Annotated in this window: 14 protein-coding genes and 1 riboswitch; of the genes, 13 read left to right on the top strand and 1 reads right to left on the bottom strand. The window is 55.5% G+C overall.

Translation table 11 applies throughout. From position 1 onward, the window contains the following. Window positions 1-19: 19 nt before the first annotated feature. The 13 genes from cobN to cobM all read left to right on the top strand — a co-directional run bounded on the left by cobN (window position 20) and on the right by cobM (window position 15341). Window positions 20-3817, top strand: a complete 3798-nt coding sequence (gene cobN / locus ACHZB8_RS07885; RefSeq protein WP_316859702.1) for a cobaltochelatase subunit CobN — start codon at window positions 20-22, stop codon at window positions 3815-3817. A gap of 16 nt (window positions 3818-3833) precedes the next feature. Beyond that, window positions 3834-4445, top strand: a complete 612-nt coding sequence (gene cobO, locus ACHZB8_RS07880) for a cob(I)yrinic acid a,c-diamide adenosyltransferase (RefSeq protein WP_316859701.1) — start codon at window positions 3834-3836, stop codon at window positions 4443-4445. A 110-nt stretch (window positions 4446-4555) separates the two neighbouring features. Next, a riboswitch (cobalamin riboswitch) is annotated at window positions 4556-4783 on the top strand. 168 nt (window positions 4784-4951) lie between these two features. After that, complete coding sequence (locus ACHZB8_RS07875; protein WP_316859700.1) at window positions 4952-5743, top strand: DUF4198 domain-containing protein; 792 nt, start codon at window positions 4952-4954, stop codon at window positions 5741-5743. A 29-nt stretch (window positions 5744-5772) separates the two neighbouring features. Next, a complete protein-coding gene (cbiM, locus tag ACHZB8_RS07870; protein ID WP_316859699.1) occupies window positions 5773-6396 on the top strand; it encodes a cobalt transporter CbiM in 624 nt (207 codons plus the stop codon). Continuing rightward, window positions 6393-7097 (top strand): cobalt ABC transporter permease, encoded by a 705-nt coding sequence (locus tag ACHZB8_RS07865; RefSeq protein ID WP_316859698.1) that lies wholly within the window; start codon window positions 6393-6395, stop codon window positions 7095-7097. The genes cbiM and ACHZB8_RS07865 overlap by 4 nt, the downstream gene beginning before the upstream one ends. After that, a complete protein-coding gene (gene cbiQ / locus ACHZB8_RS07860; protein ID WP_316859697.1) occupies window positions 7094-7918 on the top strand; it encodes a cobalt ECF transporter T component CbiQ in 825 nt (274 codons plus the stop codon). Before ACHZB8_RS07865 ends, cbiQ begins: the two co-directional genes overlap by 4 nt. Then, window positions 7902-8552 (top strand): ABC transporter ATP-binding protein, encoded by a 651-nt coding sequence (locus tag ACHZB8_RS07855; RefSeq protein ID WP_316859696.1) that lies wholly within the window; start codon window positions 7902-7904, stop codon window positions 8550-8552. Before cbiQ ends, ACHZB8_RS07855 begins: the two co-directional genes overlap by 17 nt. Before the next feature lie 221 nt (window positions 8553-8773). Next, window positions 8774-9991: a sirohydrochlorin chelatase gene (locus ACHZB8_RS07850; protein WP_316859695.1), complete on the top strand. Its 1218-nt coding sequence runs from the start codon at window positions 8774-8776 to the stop codon at window positions 9989-9991. 58 nt (window positions 9992-10049) lie between these two features. Beyond that, on the top strand, window positions 10050-10727 hold the full coding sequence (locus ACHZB8_RS07845; RefSeq protein WP_394706142.1) for a precorrin-8X methylmutase: 678 nt from the start codon (window positions 10050-10052) through the stop codon (window positions 10725-10727). A 23-nt stretch (window positions 10728-10750) separates the two neighbouring features. Further along, window positions 10751-11977, top strand: a complete 1227-nt coding sequence (gene cbiE, locus ACHZB8_RS07840; protein ID WP_316859694.1) for a precorrin-6y C5,15-methyltransferase (decarboxylating) subunit CbiE — start codon at window positions 10751-10753, stop codon at window positions 11975-11977. 27 nt (window positions 11978-12004) lie between these two features. Further along, window positions 12005-12724: a precorrin-2 C(20)-methyltransferase gene (gene cobI / locus ACHZB8_RS07835; RefSeq protein WP_316859693.1), complete on the top strand. Its 720-nt coding sequence runs from the start codon at window positions 12005-12007 to the stop codon at window positions 12722-12724. Then, window positions 12712-14574: a precorrin-3B C(17)-methyltransferase gene (gene cobJ / locus ACHZB8_RS07830; RefSeq protein WP_316859692.1), complete on the top strand. Its 1863-nt coding sequence runs from the start codon at window positions 12712-12714 to the stop codon at window positions 14572-14574. The genes cobI and cobJ overlap by 13 nt, the downstream gene beginning before the upstream one ends. Further along, window positions 14571-15341: a precorrin-4 C(11)-methyltransferase gene (gene cobM, locus ACHZB8_RS07825; RefSeq protein ID WP_316859691.1), complete on the top strand. Its 771-nt coding sequence runs from the start codon at window positions 14571-14573 to the stop codon at window positions 15339-15341. Before cobJ ends, cobM begins: the two co-directional genes overlap by 4 nt. Window positions 15342-15345: 4 nt before the next feature. Here the strand turns inward: cobM and ACHZB8_RS07820 are convergent, their stop codons facing one another. Then, window positions 15346-16674, bottom strand: coding sequence for a cobyrinate a,c-diamide synthase (locus ACHZB8_RS07820; protein ID WP_316859690.1), 1329 nt, complete (start codon window positions 16672-16674; stop codon window positions 15346-15348). Window positions 16675-16681: the final 7 nt, after the last annotated feature.

Here is a 16681-nt window from a genome sequence, read left to right as displayed (position 1 = left end):
TGGGAATGAAGGCCAATAAATGCATATTCTAGCCCCGCAGGCGGGACGCATTGACGATGGACAGGATGCCGTTGATCTGGAGCAGAGCCCCGGTGATATCCTCATTCTGTCCGCTGCCGATAGCGAATTATCCGCTTTCTCTGCTGCTGCCCGGCAAGGTGAGGTCAGGCGGCAAGAGAGTGGCACTCGCTCCCTTCGCCTTGCCAACGTGATGTCCCTAACCCATCCCTATTCGGTCGATATCTATATTGAACGCACGGCACGTCATGCCAGGTTGATCATCCTGCGCCTGCTTGGCGGGGTTGAATATTGGACCTATGGCGTTGAGCAGCTCAAACGGCTTTCACGCGGCTATGGCATCAAGCTTCTTGTCATGCCGGGCGACGACAAATGGGACGAAAAGCTGGCCAGTTGGTCCAGTGAGCCCCTTTCCGATGTGCGTCAGTTCTGGCGTTATTGCGTCGAGGGCGGTGCGGAGAATATGGCGCTGGCGCTCCAATTTGCCGATGCCATGCTGAGGGGAGAGCCCCAGAGTGTCACGCATCCGGTGCCGCTCCCCCGCGTTGGCATTTTGCGAGGCTCAAAAAGCTATAGCGGTGTGGACGGGGTTTCCGACTATCAGAAAGCAGCCTCTCAAAAGGCTGATTGTCCGGTCGTGCCAATTCTCTTTTATCGCTCCTATGTGCAGAGTGCGATGACCGAACCGCTCATGTTGCTCGCCGATCACTTGTCTGAGGCTGGCCTTCATGCCCTGCCAATTTTTCTGCCGAGCCTCAAGGATTTCGAGGCTGCGGCCTTTCTTCAGGATGTTCTGGCGATCTACAAACCTTCGGTGATCCTCAATACGACCGCCTTTGCCTTGTCAAAGGCAGGCGAAGCGGGAACGCCGACACTGCTCGATCAATATGATTGCCCTGTTCTACAGGTCATTCTTTCTGGATCCAGCCGCGAGGCATGGGAAGAAAGCCCGCGTGGCCTGTCTGCCCGCGATCTTGCGATGCATGTGGTGCTGCCAGAGCTTGACGGACGTATCCTGAGCCGAACCATCGCCTTCAAGCAGGAAGACGAGCGCGATGAACTGACCGAATATAAGCCTGTGCGGCTGGTGCCGCATGTGGGACGCATCGGTTTTGTTGCCTCTCTCGCGGCCGCATGGGTCAGACTGCGCCAAAGTGCCAGTGACAAGCGCAAGCTTGCGATCATTCTGGCAAACTATCCCAACAAGGACAGCCGCATTGCCAACGGGGTTGGCCTTGATAGTCCGGCATCTGTCGCCGAGCTTATGCATGAGATGCAAAAACGGGGCTATCATGTTGAAAACAGCCCCGCCGATGGCGATGACCTGATGCAGGAAATCCTCAAAGGCCCGACCAATGCTCTGGGCGAAGCCGAACGGGAAAGCTCTGTTCAGCTTCCCCTCGAAAGCTACAAGGCCTTTTTCTCGACCCTGCCTCAATCCGTGCAACGCGATGTTACCGAGCGTTGGGGGGAACCGGACCGTGATCCCATGCTGCGCAATGGCGCATTCCAACTGGCAATCCTGCTCTATGGCAACATTGCCGTCGGCGTTCAGCCTGCCCGTGGTTACAATATCAATCCCAAGGATACCTATCACGACCCGGATCTGGTGCCGCCGCACAATTATTTTGCCTTCTATTTCTGGCTGCGATCCGAGTTTGGCATTCATGCCGTGATCCATGCAGGCAAGCATGGCAATCTGGAATGGTTGCCCGGCAAGGCGTTGGCGCTTGACAGCGCCTGCTATCCCGAAGCCGTGCTTGGACCTTTGCCGCATCTATACCCCTTCATTGTCAATGATCCCGGCGAAGGATGCCAGGCCAAACGCCGCACCGGCGCAGTCATCATCGATCACCTGACGCCACCCCTCACGCGGGCCGAAAGCCACGGAGCAGGGGAGGAACTGGAGGCGCTGGTCGATGAATTCTACACCGCCCAAGGGGTCGACCCGCGCCGATCCGCAAAGCTTCTGGAAGAGATCCGTTTTCTCGCCAGCCGAACCGGCCTTGACAAGGATGCCGGTGTTGCCGGTGAGGATGACAATGAAACCGCCCTGCAACAGCTCGACGCCCACTTGTGCGATTTGAAGGAACTACAGATAAGAGACGGTCTTCATATCCTCGGACAATCGCCACAGGGTGGATATCTCATCGATCTTCTGGTCGCCATCGCGCGCGTTCCCCGCGGAGAAAGTGAAGGCGAAGCCTCGTTGCATCGTGCGATCAGTCTGGATCTGGGCTTGCTTCTGGAAAAGTCTCCGTTTGATCCGCTCGATTGCGATTTTTCACAAAAATGGGATGGCGAGCGCCCGGCACTGCTCGCCGACCAGACCAACGGTGTCTGGCGGCATTGTGGTGATGCGGTCGAGAGGATCGAGTTGCTGGCGCAGAAACTGGTGGCTGGCACAGTCCGGTGCCCAACTGAATTCAAGAAGACCAGAGCCGTTCTTGACTGGATCAAAGAAGACTTGCGCCCGACGATCGGGTTGTGTGGTCCGCACGAGCGGAACAATCTGCTTGCCGGTCTTGACGGCCGTTTCGTGCCACCCGGCCCCTCTGGTGCGCCGACGAGGGGGCGGCCCGATGTTCTGCCAACAGGGCGCAATTTCTTTGCTGTCGATGTGCGCTCGGTGCCTTCAAGAACCGCATGGGCCATCGGTGAGCTTTCCGCGCAAAGACTGGTAGAGCGGCATTTTCAGGATGAAGGCGAATGGTTGCAGGCCATTGTCCTGACATGCTGGGGCACGGCCAACATGCGTACCGGCGGCGATGATATCGCTCAGGCGCTGGCCCTTCTTGGTGTGCGCCCCGTCTGGGAGGCTCTATCGGGTCGGGTGACGGGGATAGAGATCATCCCCTTGTCCGAACTGCGCCGCCCGCGCGTCGATGTGACCTTGCGTATTTCGGGGTTCTTCCGCGATGCCTTCCCCCATCAGATCGATCTGTTTGACAGCGCCGTGCGTCAGGTGGCCGAGTTGCCGGAAGATGAGGACGCAAATCCCCTCGCAGCCCGCGCAAGGCGCGAGCAGCAGGAGGCGGAAGCTACAGGTGTGGAGCCCGATCTTGCAATGCGTCAGTCGACCTTCCGGATTTTCGGCTCGATGCCCGGAGCCTATGGGGCCGGGCTGCAAGCCCTGATCGATGAGAAGATCTGGAACAAGCGGTCCGACTTCGCCGATGCCTTTGTTGCCTGGGGTGGGTATGCCTATGGCGCTGGCAAATATGGTGACAAGGCAGCCCAGAGTCTCAAGAAAAGACTGTCACGGGTCGATGCCGTCATCCAGAATCAGGACAACCGCGAGCATGACTTGCTGGACTCCGACGACTATTACCAGTTCGAGGGTGGCCTTGCCGCAAGCGTTGAGACCTTCAAGGGCAGTGCCCCGAAAATCTATCACAACGATCATTCCCGTGCCGAACGTCCCGTAATCCGCACATTGGACGAGGAAATCGCCCGCGTTGTCAGGGGCAGGGCGGCCAACCCGAAATGGATCGCCGGCGTCATGCGCCATGGCTACAAGGGGGCGTTCGAGGTTGCCGCGACCCTTGATTATCTTTTTGCTTTTGCAGCGACCACCAATTCGGTGTCCGACCATCATTTCGACCAGCTTTATCAAGCCTATATCGAGGATGAAACGGTGGCGGACTTTCTCAAGGACAAAAACCGCCCTGCCTACGACGATATGGTAGAGCGGTTCCTTGAAGCCATCGACCGTGGGCTATGGACCCCAAGATCCAACAGTGCGGCTTTCTGGCTCTCCGAGATCCAGCGCCTCAGCCAAACCAATGACGAAAGGTGATCCCATGAAAAAGGACATGACTGAAGACGAACAAAATGCCCGCCATACGGAAAAGATGAAAAAGAAGAAAGCGGCTAGAGAAAAGATCCTTGCGACCAAGACCATCGAAAAGGGTCTGATCATCGTTCATACCGGCAAGGGCAAGGGCAAATCGACCGCCGCTTTCGGCATGGCCTTCCGCTCAATCGGACATGGCCACAAGGTCGCGGTGATCCAGTTCGTCAAGGGCGGATGGGAGTCCGGCGAGAAGAAACTTCTTGAGCGGTTTCCCGATCTGGTCACCATCAAGGCAATGGGCGAAGGTTTTACCTGGGAAACGCAGAATCGGCAGAAGGACACCGAAAACGCCCATAAGGCCTGGGCGGCGGCCAAGGAAGCCATTCTAGATCCTGATATCCGTTTCGTTCTGCTCGATGAGCTGAACATTGTCCTGCGATACGATTATTTGCCGATTGAGGAGGTCACCCGCTTCCTGAAAGAGGAAAAACCTGAGGATACGCATGTCGTCATTACCGGACGCAACGCAAAGGACGAGCTGATTGAAATTGCGGATCTTGTTACCGAAATGACACTAATCAAACATCCATTCCGATCCGGCATCAAGGCTCAGGAAGGAATTGAATATTGAGCGAAGCTCGAAATTGATCCAGTATCAGATATGACAAAAAATCTGAAGATAACTGGTGCTTTTGTCTGGTGCGCGTTACCTCCTGGTTGACACGAGGAAAATAGGGTCCTAGACAAAAACTGTTTGATGGTTTTTTCCCTTCCAGGCGTGATGGGAAAATGAAAAGGGAACATGGTGAAGCTTACCCATCAGGGAGTTGAGGCCATGGCTGCCCCCGCAACTGTAAACGGCGAGTTGCCTTTCGAAATATGCCACTGGCGCAAACAAGCGTTGGGAAGGTTCGGAAGTTCGACAATGACCCGTGAGCCAGGAGACCTGCCATCTGACAGCCGCATGATGCACTCTAGGCTAATGTGGCAACTCTAAACAGGACGCCGGGGTGTGCGTTTGGTAGAGATGGATCGGTACCGGGTTCAATAAAACCGAAAAATCGCCTGCCGAAAACTTCATTCCCTTTGCGTCTCCCAAATTGGCTCGCAATCGAGTCAGCCAACGGAGATACAAATATGAAAAACTTTCTGGCCGGTGCCTTTGTGGCAACCGCTCTTCTTGCTTCAAGCGCTGCGAATGCGCATTTCCAGCTTGTCTATACGCCGACAGTCAATTTCGAAAAATCGGAAATCGTGCCTCTGAAGCTCATCTTCTGGCATCCGTTCGAGAATGGCCATGTCATGGATATGGGCACGCCAGAAGCCTTCTTTGCCATCCATAAAGGCAAGAAAATCGACCTGATGGATAGCCTCAAGCCGATCACCTTCAAAGGCACGGGCAACGAAGCCGCCGCCTATGACGGAGCTATCAAGCTCAAACGAAACGGCGATTATATCGTTGTCGTTCAGCCTGCTCCCTATTTTGAAGGCAGCGAAGACATATACATTCAGCAGATCACCAAGGCCTATCTCAACAAGGGTGGCATTCCGACCGGTTGGGACGAGCCTGCCGGTCTGCCAACGGAAATCCTGCCGCTCAACAAACCAACCAACATTCTGGCCGGTTCGACCTTCACGGGGCGTGTCCTATCAGAAGGCAAGCCGGTGGCTGGTGCCGAAATTGAAGTTGAATATATGGCAGCAGAGCCTGACATGGACAAAAACATCCCGCAGGAAGCCACAACAGAACCTGCTCCTGGCGGCTCTGTTGTCGCGCTGTCTGACGAAAACGGATATTTCTCCTTCGGTATTCCAAAAGCCGGATATTGGGGCTTTGCGGCTCTGGGTTCTGGCCCGGTGAAAGAGCATGAAGGCAAGGAACTGTCTCAGGACGCAGTTATTTGGATCAAAGCCTATGATCTCAAATAGTTTGACGCCCGTCTCCGGGAGGTCGCACAATGCATATTGTTGACGGAGCACTGGCAACGGAAGTGGTTGTTGCCGGAGCCGCATTGACTGCCGGTGGGCTGGCAATGGGCTTGCGCAAACTCGACATGGAATTGATTCCTGCTGCGGGTGTGCTAAGCGCCAGTTTCTTTGTCGCCTCACTCATCCATGTGCCCATTGGCGTTTCCAGTGTGCATCTCATTTTAAACGGTCTGGCCGGGATTATTCTCGGCTGGGCTGCTTTCCCAGCCCTGTTTGTCGGGCTTCTGCTTCAGGCGGTCTTTTTCGCCTTTGGCGGCATATCCGTCCTCGGTGTCAACACTTTCAACATCGCAGCACCTGCTGTGCTGGTCGGCCTTATTGCCCAGCCGCTGATTATCCGGTCCGGCTCTTCAATCGGCGCTGCGATCATTGGTGGCATTGCTGGTGGGCTGGCGGTCGCGGTGACAACTTTGTGCGTTGCGCTCGCTCTGGCCCTGTCCGGGGACAATCTGGTTGCTCAGGCCAAGCTGGTCTTCATTGCTCATATTCCCATCATGATCATTGAGGGTCTGCTCTCTGCCGCAGCCATTTATCTGATTTACAAAGTGAAGCCCGAGTTGCTTCGCGTCATGAGTCGAGAGGTGTCCAAGTGAAACACTTTAAAGAGCTTTTCGCCGGTCTCCTGCTCATCATGTTTGCAACCTTTGCAATGCCGGCCTATGCCCACAAGGTGATTGCTTCTGCCTTTGCCGAGGGGGAAGTGATCGAAGGAGAAATCGGATTTTCCAACGGGGAAATGGCGGTGAATGCGGTTGTTGAAGTCTTTGATGAGAATGATAACAAAATTGGTGAAACCGTCACCGATGAGGATGGTATTTTCCAATATAAACCGACAAAGAAGATCGTTCACATTTTTCGCTCCAATCTGGGTGCTGGCCACATTGCCAGCTATCGAATGGAAGTGGATGAACTGCCCGAGATAGCCGGTGCCGCTGACCAGCCCCAGCAAGCAGCAACAGACGAAAAATCCGAGCCGGTTGCTTCTGACGCAAGCGCGCCCGCGCCAGCCAAACCGCAAGGGCAGATGCAAAGCGTTGATCCTGCCATGCTCAAGGCGATTGTTGCCGAGGAAGTCAGCGCACAACTCAAACAATTCAAGCCAGAGGTTTCAAAAGCCTTGCGTGCCGAAACCAAACCTCTGCGCAAAGTCGTGACCGCCTATATGGAAAAGAATGACTTGCAGTCTGTTCTGGGTGGGATCGGATATATTATCGGATTGTTTGGTGTTGGCTTCTATGTTGCTGCCAATCGCAAGCTTAAACAGGGCAAGCTTGCGTCTGGAGAAACAAAATGAGCGATTTGCTGGAAGAAGCCGGACGGGCAAGGATAGCGGCCAGCGCACCCTCGGTGAGCGAGGGGAGCTATCCGCATAGCACACAGACGTGGATTCGGGGGCTTGACCCCCGCGTTCGCATTCTGGTGATCTTTGCCTATTCCATCTGTGTCATTCAGTTGACCAGCCTGCCTCTTCTGGCTTTCTCGCTTCTGCTTTCGCTGATTTTGATGGTCAAAGCCCAATTGCAATTCTGGGCATCGGTCAAGCGGGTTGCGATGATGGACAGTTTCATCATCTTCATTCTCGTGATGCTGCCCTTCACCACGCCCGGTGTCGAGTTGTTCAGCATCTGGGGCTTTTCTGCCAGCTATGAAGGCGTCCATCAGGCAGTTGTCGTGCTGTTGCGAGCCAATGCCATCGTCATGGCATCCCTGACGCTTCTGGGAACCCTTGATCCGGCAACCTTCGGCCACGCGCTGGCCCGTATCCATGTCCCTGAAAGACTGGTTCATCTGCTGCTCTTCACCATCCGCTATATCGAGATTCTGCATGACGAATATCGGAGACTGCGCACAGCCATGAAATGCAGGGCCTTTTCCCCGTCCAACAGTTGGCACACCTATCGCACCTTCGGATATCTTGTCGGTATGCTGCTGATCCGCTCCTTCGAACGCTCTGAGCGCATCATGAAGGCGATGAAATGCCGTGGTTTCAACGGACAGTTTCATTTGTTGCAGGAGTTTGACTATTCACGCAGTGACTATGTCTTTTCAGCAATTGCTGCTGCCGTCATGGTGGCAATGCTGACATTGGAGGTCCTTGATGTCGCCATTGTTTGAATTGAGGGACGTCCATTTCGGCTATTACGGCCAGCCAAGCTGTCTGAACGGCGTGTCTTTCTGTTTGCAGACTGGCGAGAGACTCGGACTGGTTGGTGCCAACGGAGCAGGCAAGAGCACTCTGCTTCACCTTATGGTCGGCTTGAACAAGGCCACATCAGGCTCGATAGTCGCATTCGGTCGGGAATTTCAGACAGAAGAGGATTTCAAACTGTTACGGCGCCGGATCGGATTGGTCTTTCAGGATGCCGACGATCAGCTCTTTTGCCCCACAGTGGCCGAGGACATCGCTTTCGGCCCGCTCAATCTGGGCTATGGCAAAGCCGACGCCATGAAGATCGTGGACGAGATTCTTGACGTTTTGAAGCTGACTGCCCTGCGTGATCGCGTCACACACAAATTGTCCGGTGGCCAGAAGAGATTGGTTTCTCTGGCAACGGTTCTGGCCATGCGGCCGGAGATCCTGTTGCTTGACGAACCAACCAACGATTTGGATGAAGACACCCGCGAGAGGCTGATCGAGATATTGATCGGGCTGCCACAGACGATGCTGCTTGTCAGTCATGATCGTGCCTTTCGGGAGGCTGTCACAACCAGAGTGATTTCAATGAAAGACGGCATAGTGGTGAGTTAGCCCTTCCTCTTTCGAAACGAGAAAAGAGTCTTTTTCTCAACCGCAGTGCTCTCCCTGAAGAGAGCTTGAAAACATGTCAGTGAGGTCGATCCAATCAGGAGACCAAGTCTGGCCTGCAGGATTGATAGGACCATCCGGGTTTTCCGGTTCTCCATTCTCCCCTGCTTGATTTAACCGAGAGTCTTGCAAGGAAGGCTCGTACCCGAATGGAGGGGACCAGAATGACCAGTTCCAGCAAAGAAGAAAAACTTGGCCTTATGATCTGCGGCCATGGCAGCAGAAACAAGGACGCCGTTGGCCAGTTTGCCAAACTGGCAGAGCGACTGCGCCCGCGCTTTCCCGACTGGCCCGTTGATTATGGCTATTTGGAATTTGCCAACCCGGTGATCGCCAATGGTCTGGACAATCTGGTTGCCCAGGGATGCACACGCATTCTGGCCGTGCCGGGCATGTTGTTCGCCGCAGGCCACGCAAAGAATGACATTCCTTCAGTGCTCAACGCCTATCAGGCCAAAACCGAAGGCGTGACCATCGAATATGGCCGTGAGCTTGGTCTTGACCGCAAGATGATCAAGGCTGCCGCGGCCCGCATTCAGGAGGCCGTTGACAAGGCCAATGAAGAGCTAGGCGAGGTGCCCATGACTGACACCCTTCTGATGGTAGTCGGGCGCGGTGCATCGGACCCTGATGCAAACTCGAACGTTAACAAGCTGATGCGGATGCTCTGGGAAGGAATGGGCTTCGGATGGGGTGAGGTTTGCTATTCAGGCGTGACCTTCCCCCTGGTTGAGCCAGGCCTCGAACATGCTGCCAAGCTCGGCTACAAACGCATGATCGTTTTCCCGTACTTCCTCTTTACCGGCATTCTCGTGCGCCGCATCTATAACTTCACCGACGAAGTTGCAGCCCGTCATCCCGACATCCAGTTCGTCAAGGCCGATTACCTTAACGATCAGGACTATGTTATAGAAACCTTTGAGGATCGTGTTCAGGAAATCCTCGAAGGCACCAATAATATGAACTGCCAGCTTTGCAAATATCGCGCGCAGGTGCTGGGCTTTGAAGCAGAAGTCGGCCTCAAGCAGGAAAGCCACCATCACCATGTGGAAGGGGTGGACACCAAGGACTGCGAATATTGCGAAGACAATCAATGCACCAACGAGTGCCTGAAGCATATGGAGCCCGCCGGACATCATCATCATCACCATGATCATGGCCATGCGCATGGGCATGCACATGGGCACGATCACGACCATGAACACGCGCATCACCATCATGGCCACGGACATGATCACGGGCATGATCACGACCATGATCACGGGCATTCGCACGACCATGGTCACGACCATGATCACGATCACGGGCATGATCATCATCACCATCCCTATCCCCATGCTGACCACCCTCTGGGTCCCAACAGCATGTACAAGAAAGACTGATCCGGTCGGCTCCGGTCCTGTGAGCCGGAGCCAGCCATCAACGGGAAGAAATGGGACGATGACATTCGACTACGAAAAGGATCCTAGCGCGATCTATGCGCAGTCTTTCGCCACGATCAGGGAAGAGGCTGCCGAGGCGCTCGGCGCTCTGCCTGACGATTTGGAGCCGGTCGCCGTGCGCTTGATGCATTCGGTCGGCATGACGGATCTCGTGCCGGATTTGCGGTATAGCGAGACCGCCGCACAAAAGGGGATCGCTGCCCTCAAGGCTGGAAAACCGATTCTGGTGGACACACAAATGGTTGCCGGTGGCATTTCAAAGCGCTTCTTCCGCAAGGAAGACGGCCCCTTGCGCAATGACATTCTGCTGACACTGAATGATCCGGCAGTCGCCGAGATTGCCCGCCAAAAGCAGACCACCCGTTCCGCTGCGGCTATCGAACTCTGGCGCGATCAGCTTGACGGGGCCATCGTGGCGATCGGCAATGCTCCGACGGCTCTATTCTATCTGCTCGAAATGCTTCGCTCCGGCGCTCCGAAACCAGCGCTCGTGCTTGGCTTTCCTGTCGGTTTCGTCGGTGCGGCGGAGTCAAAAGAAGCCCTTGTCGCAGCGGCTCCAGAGCTGGAGCTCGACTATATCAGCCTTATGGGCCGACGGGGTGGGACGCCAATGGCGAGTTCTGCGGTCAATGCGCTGGCGATCATGGCCCTTGGCCATCACAATCAGCCGCTCTAGCGCAAAGGGGAGCTATGAAGATCATGACAGATAACCCCTGGCTGAATGTTATCGGCATCGGTGAAGACGGCCTAAACGGCCTTGGCGCTCTTTCCAGATCTCTTGTCGAGGGCGCAGAGGTGATCTATGGCGGAGAACGGCACCTCGCCATGATTCCCGAGGATCAATGCGTCAAGGCGGAACGCAGAAGCTGGCCAAGCCCTTTCTCCAAATGTTTCGAAGAACTTGAAGCCTTGCGAGGGAAACAGGTCGTTGTACTCGCAAGTGGTGATCCCATGCATTTCGGCATAGGCGGCACTCTGCAAAGGCGTTTTGAACGCAGGGAAATGCGGATCCTTTCCTTGCCCAGTTCCTTTTCCATGGCCGCAAGTCGGATAGGCTGGCCAATGGACAAATGCCAGATGCTGACAATCCACGGACGCAGCATCGAGGCGCTTGTTCCCCATTATCTGCCGGGTGCCAGACTGTTGGTGCTTTCCCGCGATGGTGCCTCGCCGCGCGAAGTCGCGATCCAGCTTTGCGAGAGGGACGCCGGAGAGACGGAACTGATCATTCTTGAGCATCTGGGCGGGAAGCGTGAACGGATCATCGAGACCAATGCCAGGGCGTTGGCCGAAGCGCAGGACGAGACGCGTTTTGCCGATCTCAATCTTCTCGCGATTGCCCTGCCGTACGAGATGGAAAACTGGCTGCCGCTGGTACCCGGTTTGCCAGACGAAGCCTTCGAGCATGATGGCAAGATGACCAAACGGGAAATCCGCGCCACCGCCCTTGCCAAGCTTGCCCCACGACCGAATGCCCTGCTCTGGGATATCGGGGCGGGATGCGGTTCGGTTGCGATAGAATGGCTCAGGATGCATCCCACCTGTCGGGCCATTGGCTTTGAGCCGCTCGAAAAGCGTCGGGCCTTTGCGCAGCACAATGCCCGGATGCTGGGTGTTCCCCATCTGCAACTGGTTGATGGTCGCGCGCCTGACGTGCTTCACGCCATGGAAAGGCCAGACGCCGTTTTCCTTGGCGGAGGCCTCTCGGAAGAGGTGATAACCTATTGCCTTGATGCGCTGAAAAATCACGGCCACTTGGTGGCCCATGCCGTGACGTTGGGCTCCGAAAGGCTGCTTACCGCGATGTTCGAACAGAATGGCGGCGAGCTCACACGAATTGAAATTTCCAAAGCAACCCCGGTTGGGCCTCTGTTTGGCTGGCGTCCCGCAATGCCTGTCACGCAATGGACCTTCACAAAACAATAGCTCACGACAAGAGCGAGAAAGAAAGCAATGAAAACTGACCATCTTGGCCGCCTTTATGGCGTGGGAGTAGGGCCAGGAGATCCTGAACTGTTGACTCTGAAAGCTGCCCGATTGATTGCCTCTGCCAGAATAATCGCCTATCCGGCACCGCAAGGGGGAGAAAGCTTCGCCCGGCAAATTGTAAAGGATCACATCTCCCCCGAGGCGAGGGAAATCACGATTGAAATCCCGATGCGGCCCGAAAGGGCTGCGGCCCAGCCCGCATATGACAAGGGCGCAGAAGACATTCGCAAGCAATTGGAAGCGGGTGAAGATGTCGTCGTGCTATGTGAGGGCGATCCGTTTTTCTATGGCTCTTTCATGTATCTGTTCGAGCGCTTGCAAGCCGATTTCGAAGCAGAAGTCATTCCCGGCGTCAACTCGGTTTCAGCCTGCGCCAGCCGTCTGCAACAGCCGCTCACCGGTCGCAATGATGTGTTGACGGTTCTGCCCGGATCCATGGATGACGACGCCATGACAGCACGACTTAACATGGGCGGAGCGTTTGCGATCATGAAATTCGGGCGTCATTTGCCCCGCATCCGCGCCTTGCTTAAAAAACTCGATTTGATTGACAAGGCTGGTTACGTCGAACGCGCGACCTTGTCGAATGAAAGGGTCCTGCCGCTCAAGGAGCTGGGTGAGGACGCCGTGCCCTATTTCTCGATGATCCTGATTTATGACGGAGAAGAAACATGGAAAAAGTGAAGTCTGTTGTCATTCTCCTTCCAAGCCTGACGGCAAAGGATCTGGCATTGTCCGTAAAGGCGATTCTTGCAAAAGCCGGATATCAGGTGCAATTGCATGGCAAGGGCGACATCGAGGGTGTCGACCTATTCTATGTTGATACGCGTCAGCACCTGAAGGAGCTGTATGCTGAAGGCCATGGAATCCTTGCGTTTTACGCCAGTGGCATCGTGATCCGCGCTCTTGCGCCCATGCTTGATGACAAGTTCAAAGAGCCGCCGGTGGTGGCTGTCGCGCGTGACGGGTCTTCCGTCATTCCGCTTCTTGGTGGTCATCATGGCGCCAACGAACTTGCCCGCACGGTTGCTGAGGGACTTGAATGCCATGCCGCGATCACGACTGCGGGCGATTGCCGTTACCGTCTTGCTCTCGACAATCCGCCAAAGGGCTGGAAATTGCAGCATCCGCGAGAAGCAGCCTCTATCATGGCCAGACTTGTGGAAGGCGAGGCGGTTTCTGTCAGTTCCGATCTGGACTGGCTCGACGAGAGTGAGCTGTTGCGTGCAGACAGTGCCGAGATAAAGCTGACAACAAGTCTTGCGCCGGTGGAAAAGGAAACGGCAAAGAGCGCCTTGACCTATTCACCGCAAAAACTCGTCATCGGCATCGGCTGTGAGCGTGGAGTTTCTGCCGAGCATCTGATTGCCCATATCGAACAGGTGCTTGCAGATAACAGACTTGCGCCGGAGGCCATTGGACTTGTTGCCTCCATCGATCTCAAAATGGATGAATATGCCATCCATCAGGCGGCTGCCAATTTCGGTGTTCCGGCCCGTTTCTTCGACGCCAAAACACTGGATGCTGAAAAGGATCGTCTGCAAAATCCGTCCGATATCGTATTCGCGGAAGTCGGTTGTCACGGTGTCGCGGAAGGGGCCGCATTGGCCGCTACAGGTATTGCGGGCAAACTGCTCGTCGCCAAGGTGAAATCGGACAAGGCAACATGCGCCATCGGTCTCGCAGAACAGCCCTTTGGCAAGGACCTGCCGGGCAAAAAACGCGGCTCGCTCGCCGTGATCGGCATGGGGCCTGGGCAGACGGCATGGCGCACCCCGGAGGCGACAAACCTTATCGCATCGGCAGACAAACTCGTCGGTTACCGCCTGTATCTGGACCTGCTGGGACCAATGGCAGACGAGGAAAGACGCTGCGATTTCAAGATGGGCAGTGAAAAGGAACGCTGCCGTTATGCGCTTGAGGAAGCAGGCAAGGGCTATGATGTAGCTCTCATCTGCTCGGGTGATGGCGGCATCTACGCCATGGGTGCTCTGGTAATGGAATTGCTGGACAGATCATTGGAAAATGGCGGTGTGAGCGATGATGCGAAACGCGTTGCCCTGACCCATGTGCCTGGGATTTCTGCGCTTCAGGCAGCGTCCGCCCGCTTTGGTGCTTTGCTTGGACACGACTTCTGCACGATTTCCCTGTCCGATCTGCTTACGCCATGGGAAACGATCTTGCAGCGCATTGAAGCCGCCGCCAAAGGGGACTTCGTGATTGCCTTCTACAATCCCGTTTCCATCAAGCGGCGCACCCAATTGGCTACGGCTCGGGAAATTCTGATGACCGAACGGCCAGCGGATACCCCTGTTTTGCTCGCTTCCAACCTTGGGCGCGACAATGAGGCCCTTAAACTGCGCACCCTTGAAAATCTTGATATCAACGAAGTGGATATGCTGACGGTGGTTCTCGTCGGCTCCAGCCAGTCGAAAGTCTGGCGGTCCGGTGACCACTCGATAGGCGATGAGGGCTGGCTTGCCTACACGCCACGCGGCTATGCAAAAAGAATTGACGGAGAAAAAGAACAATGACGGTCTATTTTATCGGGGCAGGCCCCGGCGCACCGGATCTCATCACGGTCCGCGGACTGAAACTGATACAGCGTTGCCCTGTCTGTCTGTTTGCGGGCTCGCTGGTTCCCGAGGCAATCGTTGCCGAAGCACCCGAAGGTGCATTGGTCAAGGACACCGCCGCGATGAATCTGGACGAGATCATCGAAGATATCCGGCTTGCCCATGAAGAAAACAAGGATGTGGCAAGGGTTCACTCCGGAGATCCTTCCATCTATGGTGCAACGGCTGAACAAATGCGGCGGCTCGAGGATCTGGATATCGAGTATGAAGTTGTGCCCGGTGTTCCCGCCTTTGCGGCTGCGGCTGCGGCCCTTGGCACCGAATTGACAGTGCCGGGCATCGCCCAGACGATCATTCTGACCCGCACCGCAATGAAATCCTCTTCCATGCCCGAGCGCGAGAGCCTTGAAATCCTGGGCAAGGCGGGGGCGACCATGGCCATCCATCTGTCGGTGCGCAATGCAGCCCATATCGAGAGGGAACTGACCCCGCACTATGGTACCGATTGTCCCGCAGTGATCGCCTATCGCGTAGGCTGGCCAGATCAGACTTTCATCCACGCCACGCTCGGCACCATCAAGGAAAAGATCCGCGAAGCGAAACTGACCAGAACCGCCCTTATCCTTGTCGGTCCTGCATTGGGAGCACGGAAATTCGAGGATTCAAAACTATATGATGCGGATTTCTCACATATTTTGAGAATAGCCGCCAACGAGAAGGGCTAAGACCCTATCGACCTGTGGGAGCGATGACATGGGCAAAGGATCCATGCACCGTTCCCACTCTCTGGCCCATGGGCGGTAACGGTTTGCCGGACGCGTTCGTGGCCTCGAACAGGGCGTCGGTTTCGTCCTGCCACAAAACCGTTGCATAGTGGAACTCATGCGCGGTCAGCTGTTGCCCGAAGGGCAGGGCGGAGTCGTGGGAAACTTGCCTGTATCCAAGGGAAAGGCGCCGTTTCTCGAAACTGGTCTGGAGAGGCAGAAGATCAAGCATCGGCACAACTTCGCCATGTTTGGAGACGATGGACTGCCCCAGAACCATGTAGCCACCGCATTCCCCATAGATCAGGACATTGCGATTTGCTGCCTGCTGCATGCTGATCTTGAAATAGTTGGCTTCCTCAAGCGCAGAAAGATGCAATTCCGGATATCCGCCCGGAAGATAAATCGCATCGGCCTGCATTGAGGGCATCTGATTGCGCAAGGGCGAGAAGAAACTGATTTCCGCGCCCTGATGCCACCAGTCATCCAGAATGTGAGAATAGATGAAACTGAAGGCTTCATCACGGGCGATGGCAATATGCTTTCCAAGCGGAGGCAGACGCTTGAGAGCGGTTTCCAGCAAAGAGACATTATCGGAACGAGGCCGGTCCCTATGAGCAATTTCGACGATCGCGTCGAAATTGATGTCCGGTTCCATATGATCGGCAATCCCGTCGATGATCCTGTCCAGCTCCTTCAGCTCCTCGGCCTGAACAAGGCCAAGATGCCGGGACGGCAGCTCAAGCGCATCCGATTTCCGAACTGCACCGACAACAGGCATGTCCATGTCGGAGAAAGCCTCGCGCAAGAGAAGCTCATGGGACATGGAACCGACCCGATTGAGCAGAACGCCTGCAATCGTCAAGGACCGGTCATAGGCCTTGATCCCTTGGGCAATAGCCGCAGCGGTTTGGGCCTGTCCCTTGACATCAAGCACGAGGATGATCGGAAGATTGAGCATTTGCGCAAGGCTTGCCGTTGATCCACGGCCTCCCGCCGCACCGTCAAACAGTCCCATCACCCCTTCGACAAACAGCGCTTCGCCCTGAGGAACATGTGACCGGGCGCGCATCTGAACATCAATCAACGACATCGCCCAAGGGTCGAGATTAATCGATGTTCGCCCCGAAGCAATCTCGTGAAAGACGGGGTCGATATAGTCCGGTCCGCATTTGGCAGGAGAGATGTCGATGCCTTTGCGCTTGAACAGACGCTGTAACCCAAGCGACAGGGTCGTCTTGCCTGAATTGGAATTGGCGGCGGCGAGTATGAGACCCTTTGGATGTGTCGGCATGGGCTCC

The sequence above is a fragment of the uncultured Cohaesibacter sp. genome, assembly GCF_963556055.3.
Classification (GTDB): Bacteria; Pseudomonadota; Alphaproteobacteria; order Rhizobiales; family Cohaesibacteraceae; genus Cohaesibacter.
Note: the sequence above shows the minus strand (reverse complement) of the source record. Positions and strands in the feature narration are given on the sequence as shown.

What these genes read in the sequence shown, in the direction of transcription:
- cobI (WP_316859693.1), top strand. Translation starts at nt 12,005, where the DNA reads ATGAAAACTGACCATCTTGGCCGCCTTTATGGCGTGGGAGTAGGGCCA.
- cobN (WP_316859702.1), top strand. Translation starts at nt 20, where the DNA reads ATGCATATTCTAGCCCCGCAGGCGGGACGCATTGACGATGGACAGGAT.
- cbiE (WP_316859694.1), top strand. Translation starts at nt 10,751, where the DNA reads ATGACAGATAACCCCTGGCTGAATGTTATCGGCATCGGTGAAGACGGC.
- ACHZB8_RS07820 (WP_316859690.1), bottom strand. Translation starts at nt 16,674, where the DNA reads ATGCCGACACATCCAAAGGGTCTCATACTCGCCGCCGCCAATTCCAAT.
- cbiQ (WP_316859697.1), top strand. Translation starts at nt 7,094, where the DNA reads ATGAGCGATTTGCTGGAAGAAGCCGGACGGGCAAGGATAGCGGCCAGC.
- cbiM (WP_316859699.1), top strand. Translation starts at nt 5,773, where the DNA reads ATGCATATTGTTGACGGAGCACTGGCAACGGAAGTGGTTGTTGCCGGA.
- ACHZB8_RS07855 (WP_316859696.1), top strand. Translation starts at nt 7,902, where the DNA reads ATGTCGCCATTGTTTGAATTGAGGGACGTCCATTTCGGCTATTACGGC.
- ACHZB8_RS07875 (WP_316859700.1), top strand. Translation starts at nt 4,952, where the DNA reads ATGAAAAACTTTCTGGCCGGTGCCTTTGTGGCAACCGCTCTTCTTGCT.
- cobJ (WP_316859692.1), top strand. Translation starts at nt 12,712, where the DNA reads ATGGAAAAAGTGAAGTCTGTTGTCATTCTCCTTCCAAGCCTGACGGCA.
- ACHZB8_RS07845 (WP_394706142.1), top strand. Translation starts at nt 10,050, where the DNA reads ATGACATTCGACTACGAAAAGGATCCTAGCGCGATCTATGCGCAGTCT.
- cobO (WP_316859701.1), top strand. Translation starts at nt 3,834, where the DNA reads ATGACTGAAGACGAACAAAATGCCCGCCATACGGAAAAGATGAAAAAG.
- ACHZB8_RS07850 (WP_316859695.1), top strand. Translation starts at nt 8,774, where the DNA reads ATGACCAGTTCCAGCAAAGAAGAAAAACTTGGCCTTATGATCTGCGGC.
- cobM (WP_316859691.1), top strand. Translation starts at nt 14,571, where the DNA reads ATGACGGTCTATTTTATCGGGGCAGGCCCCGGCGCACCGGATCTCATC.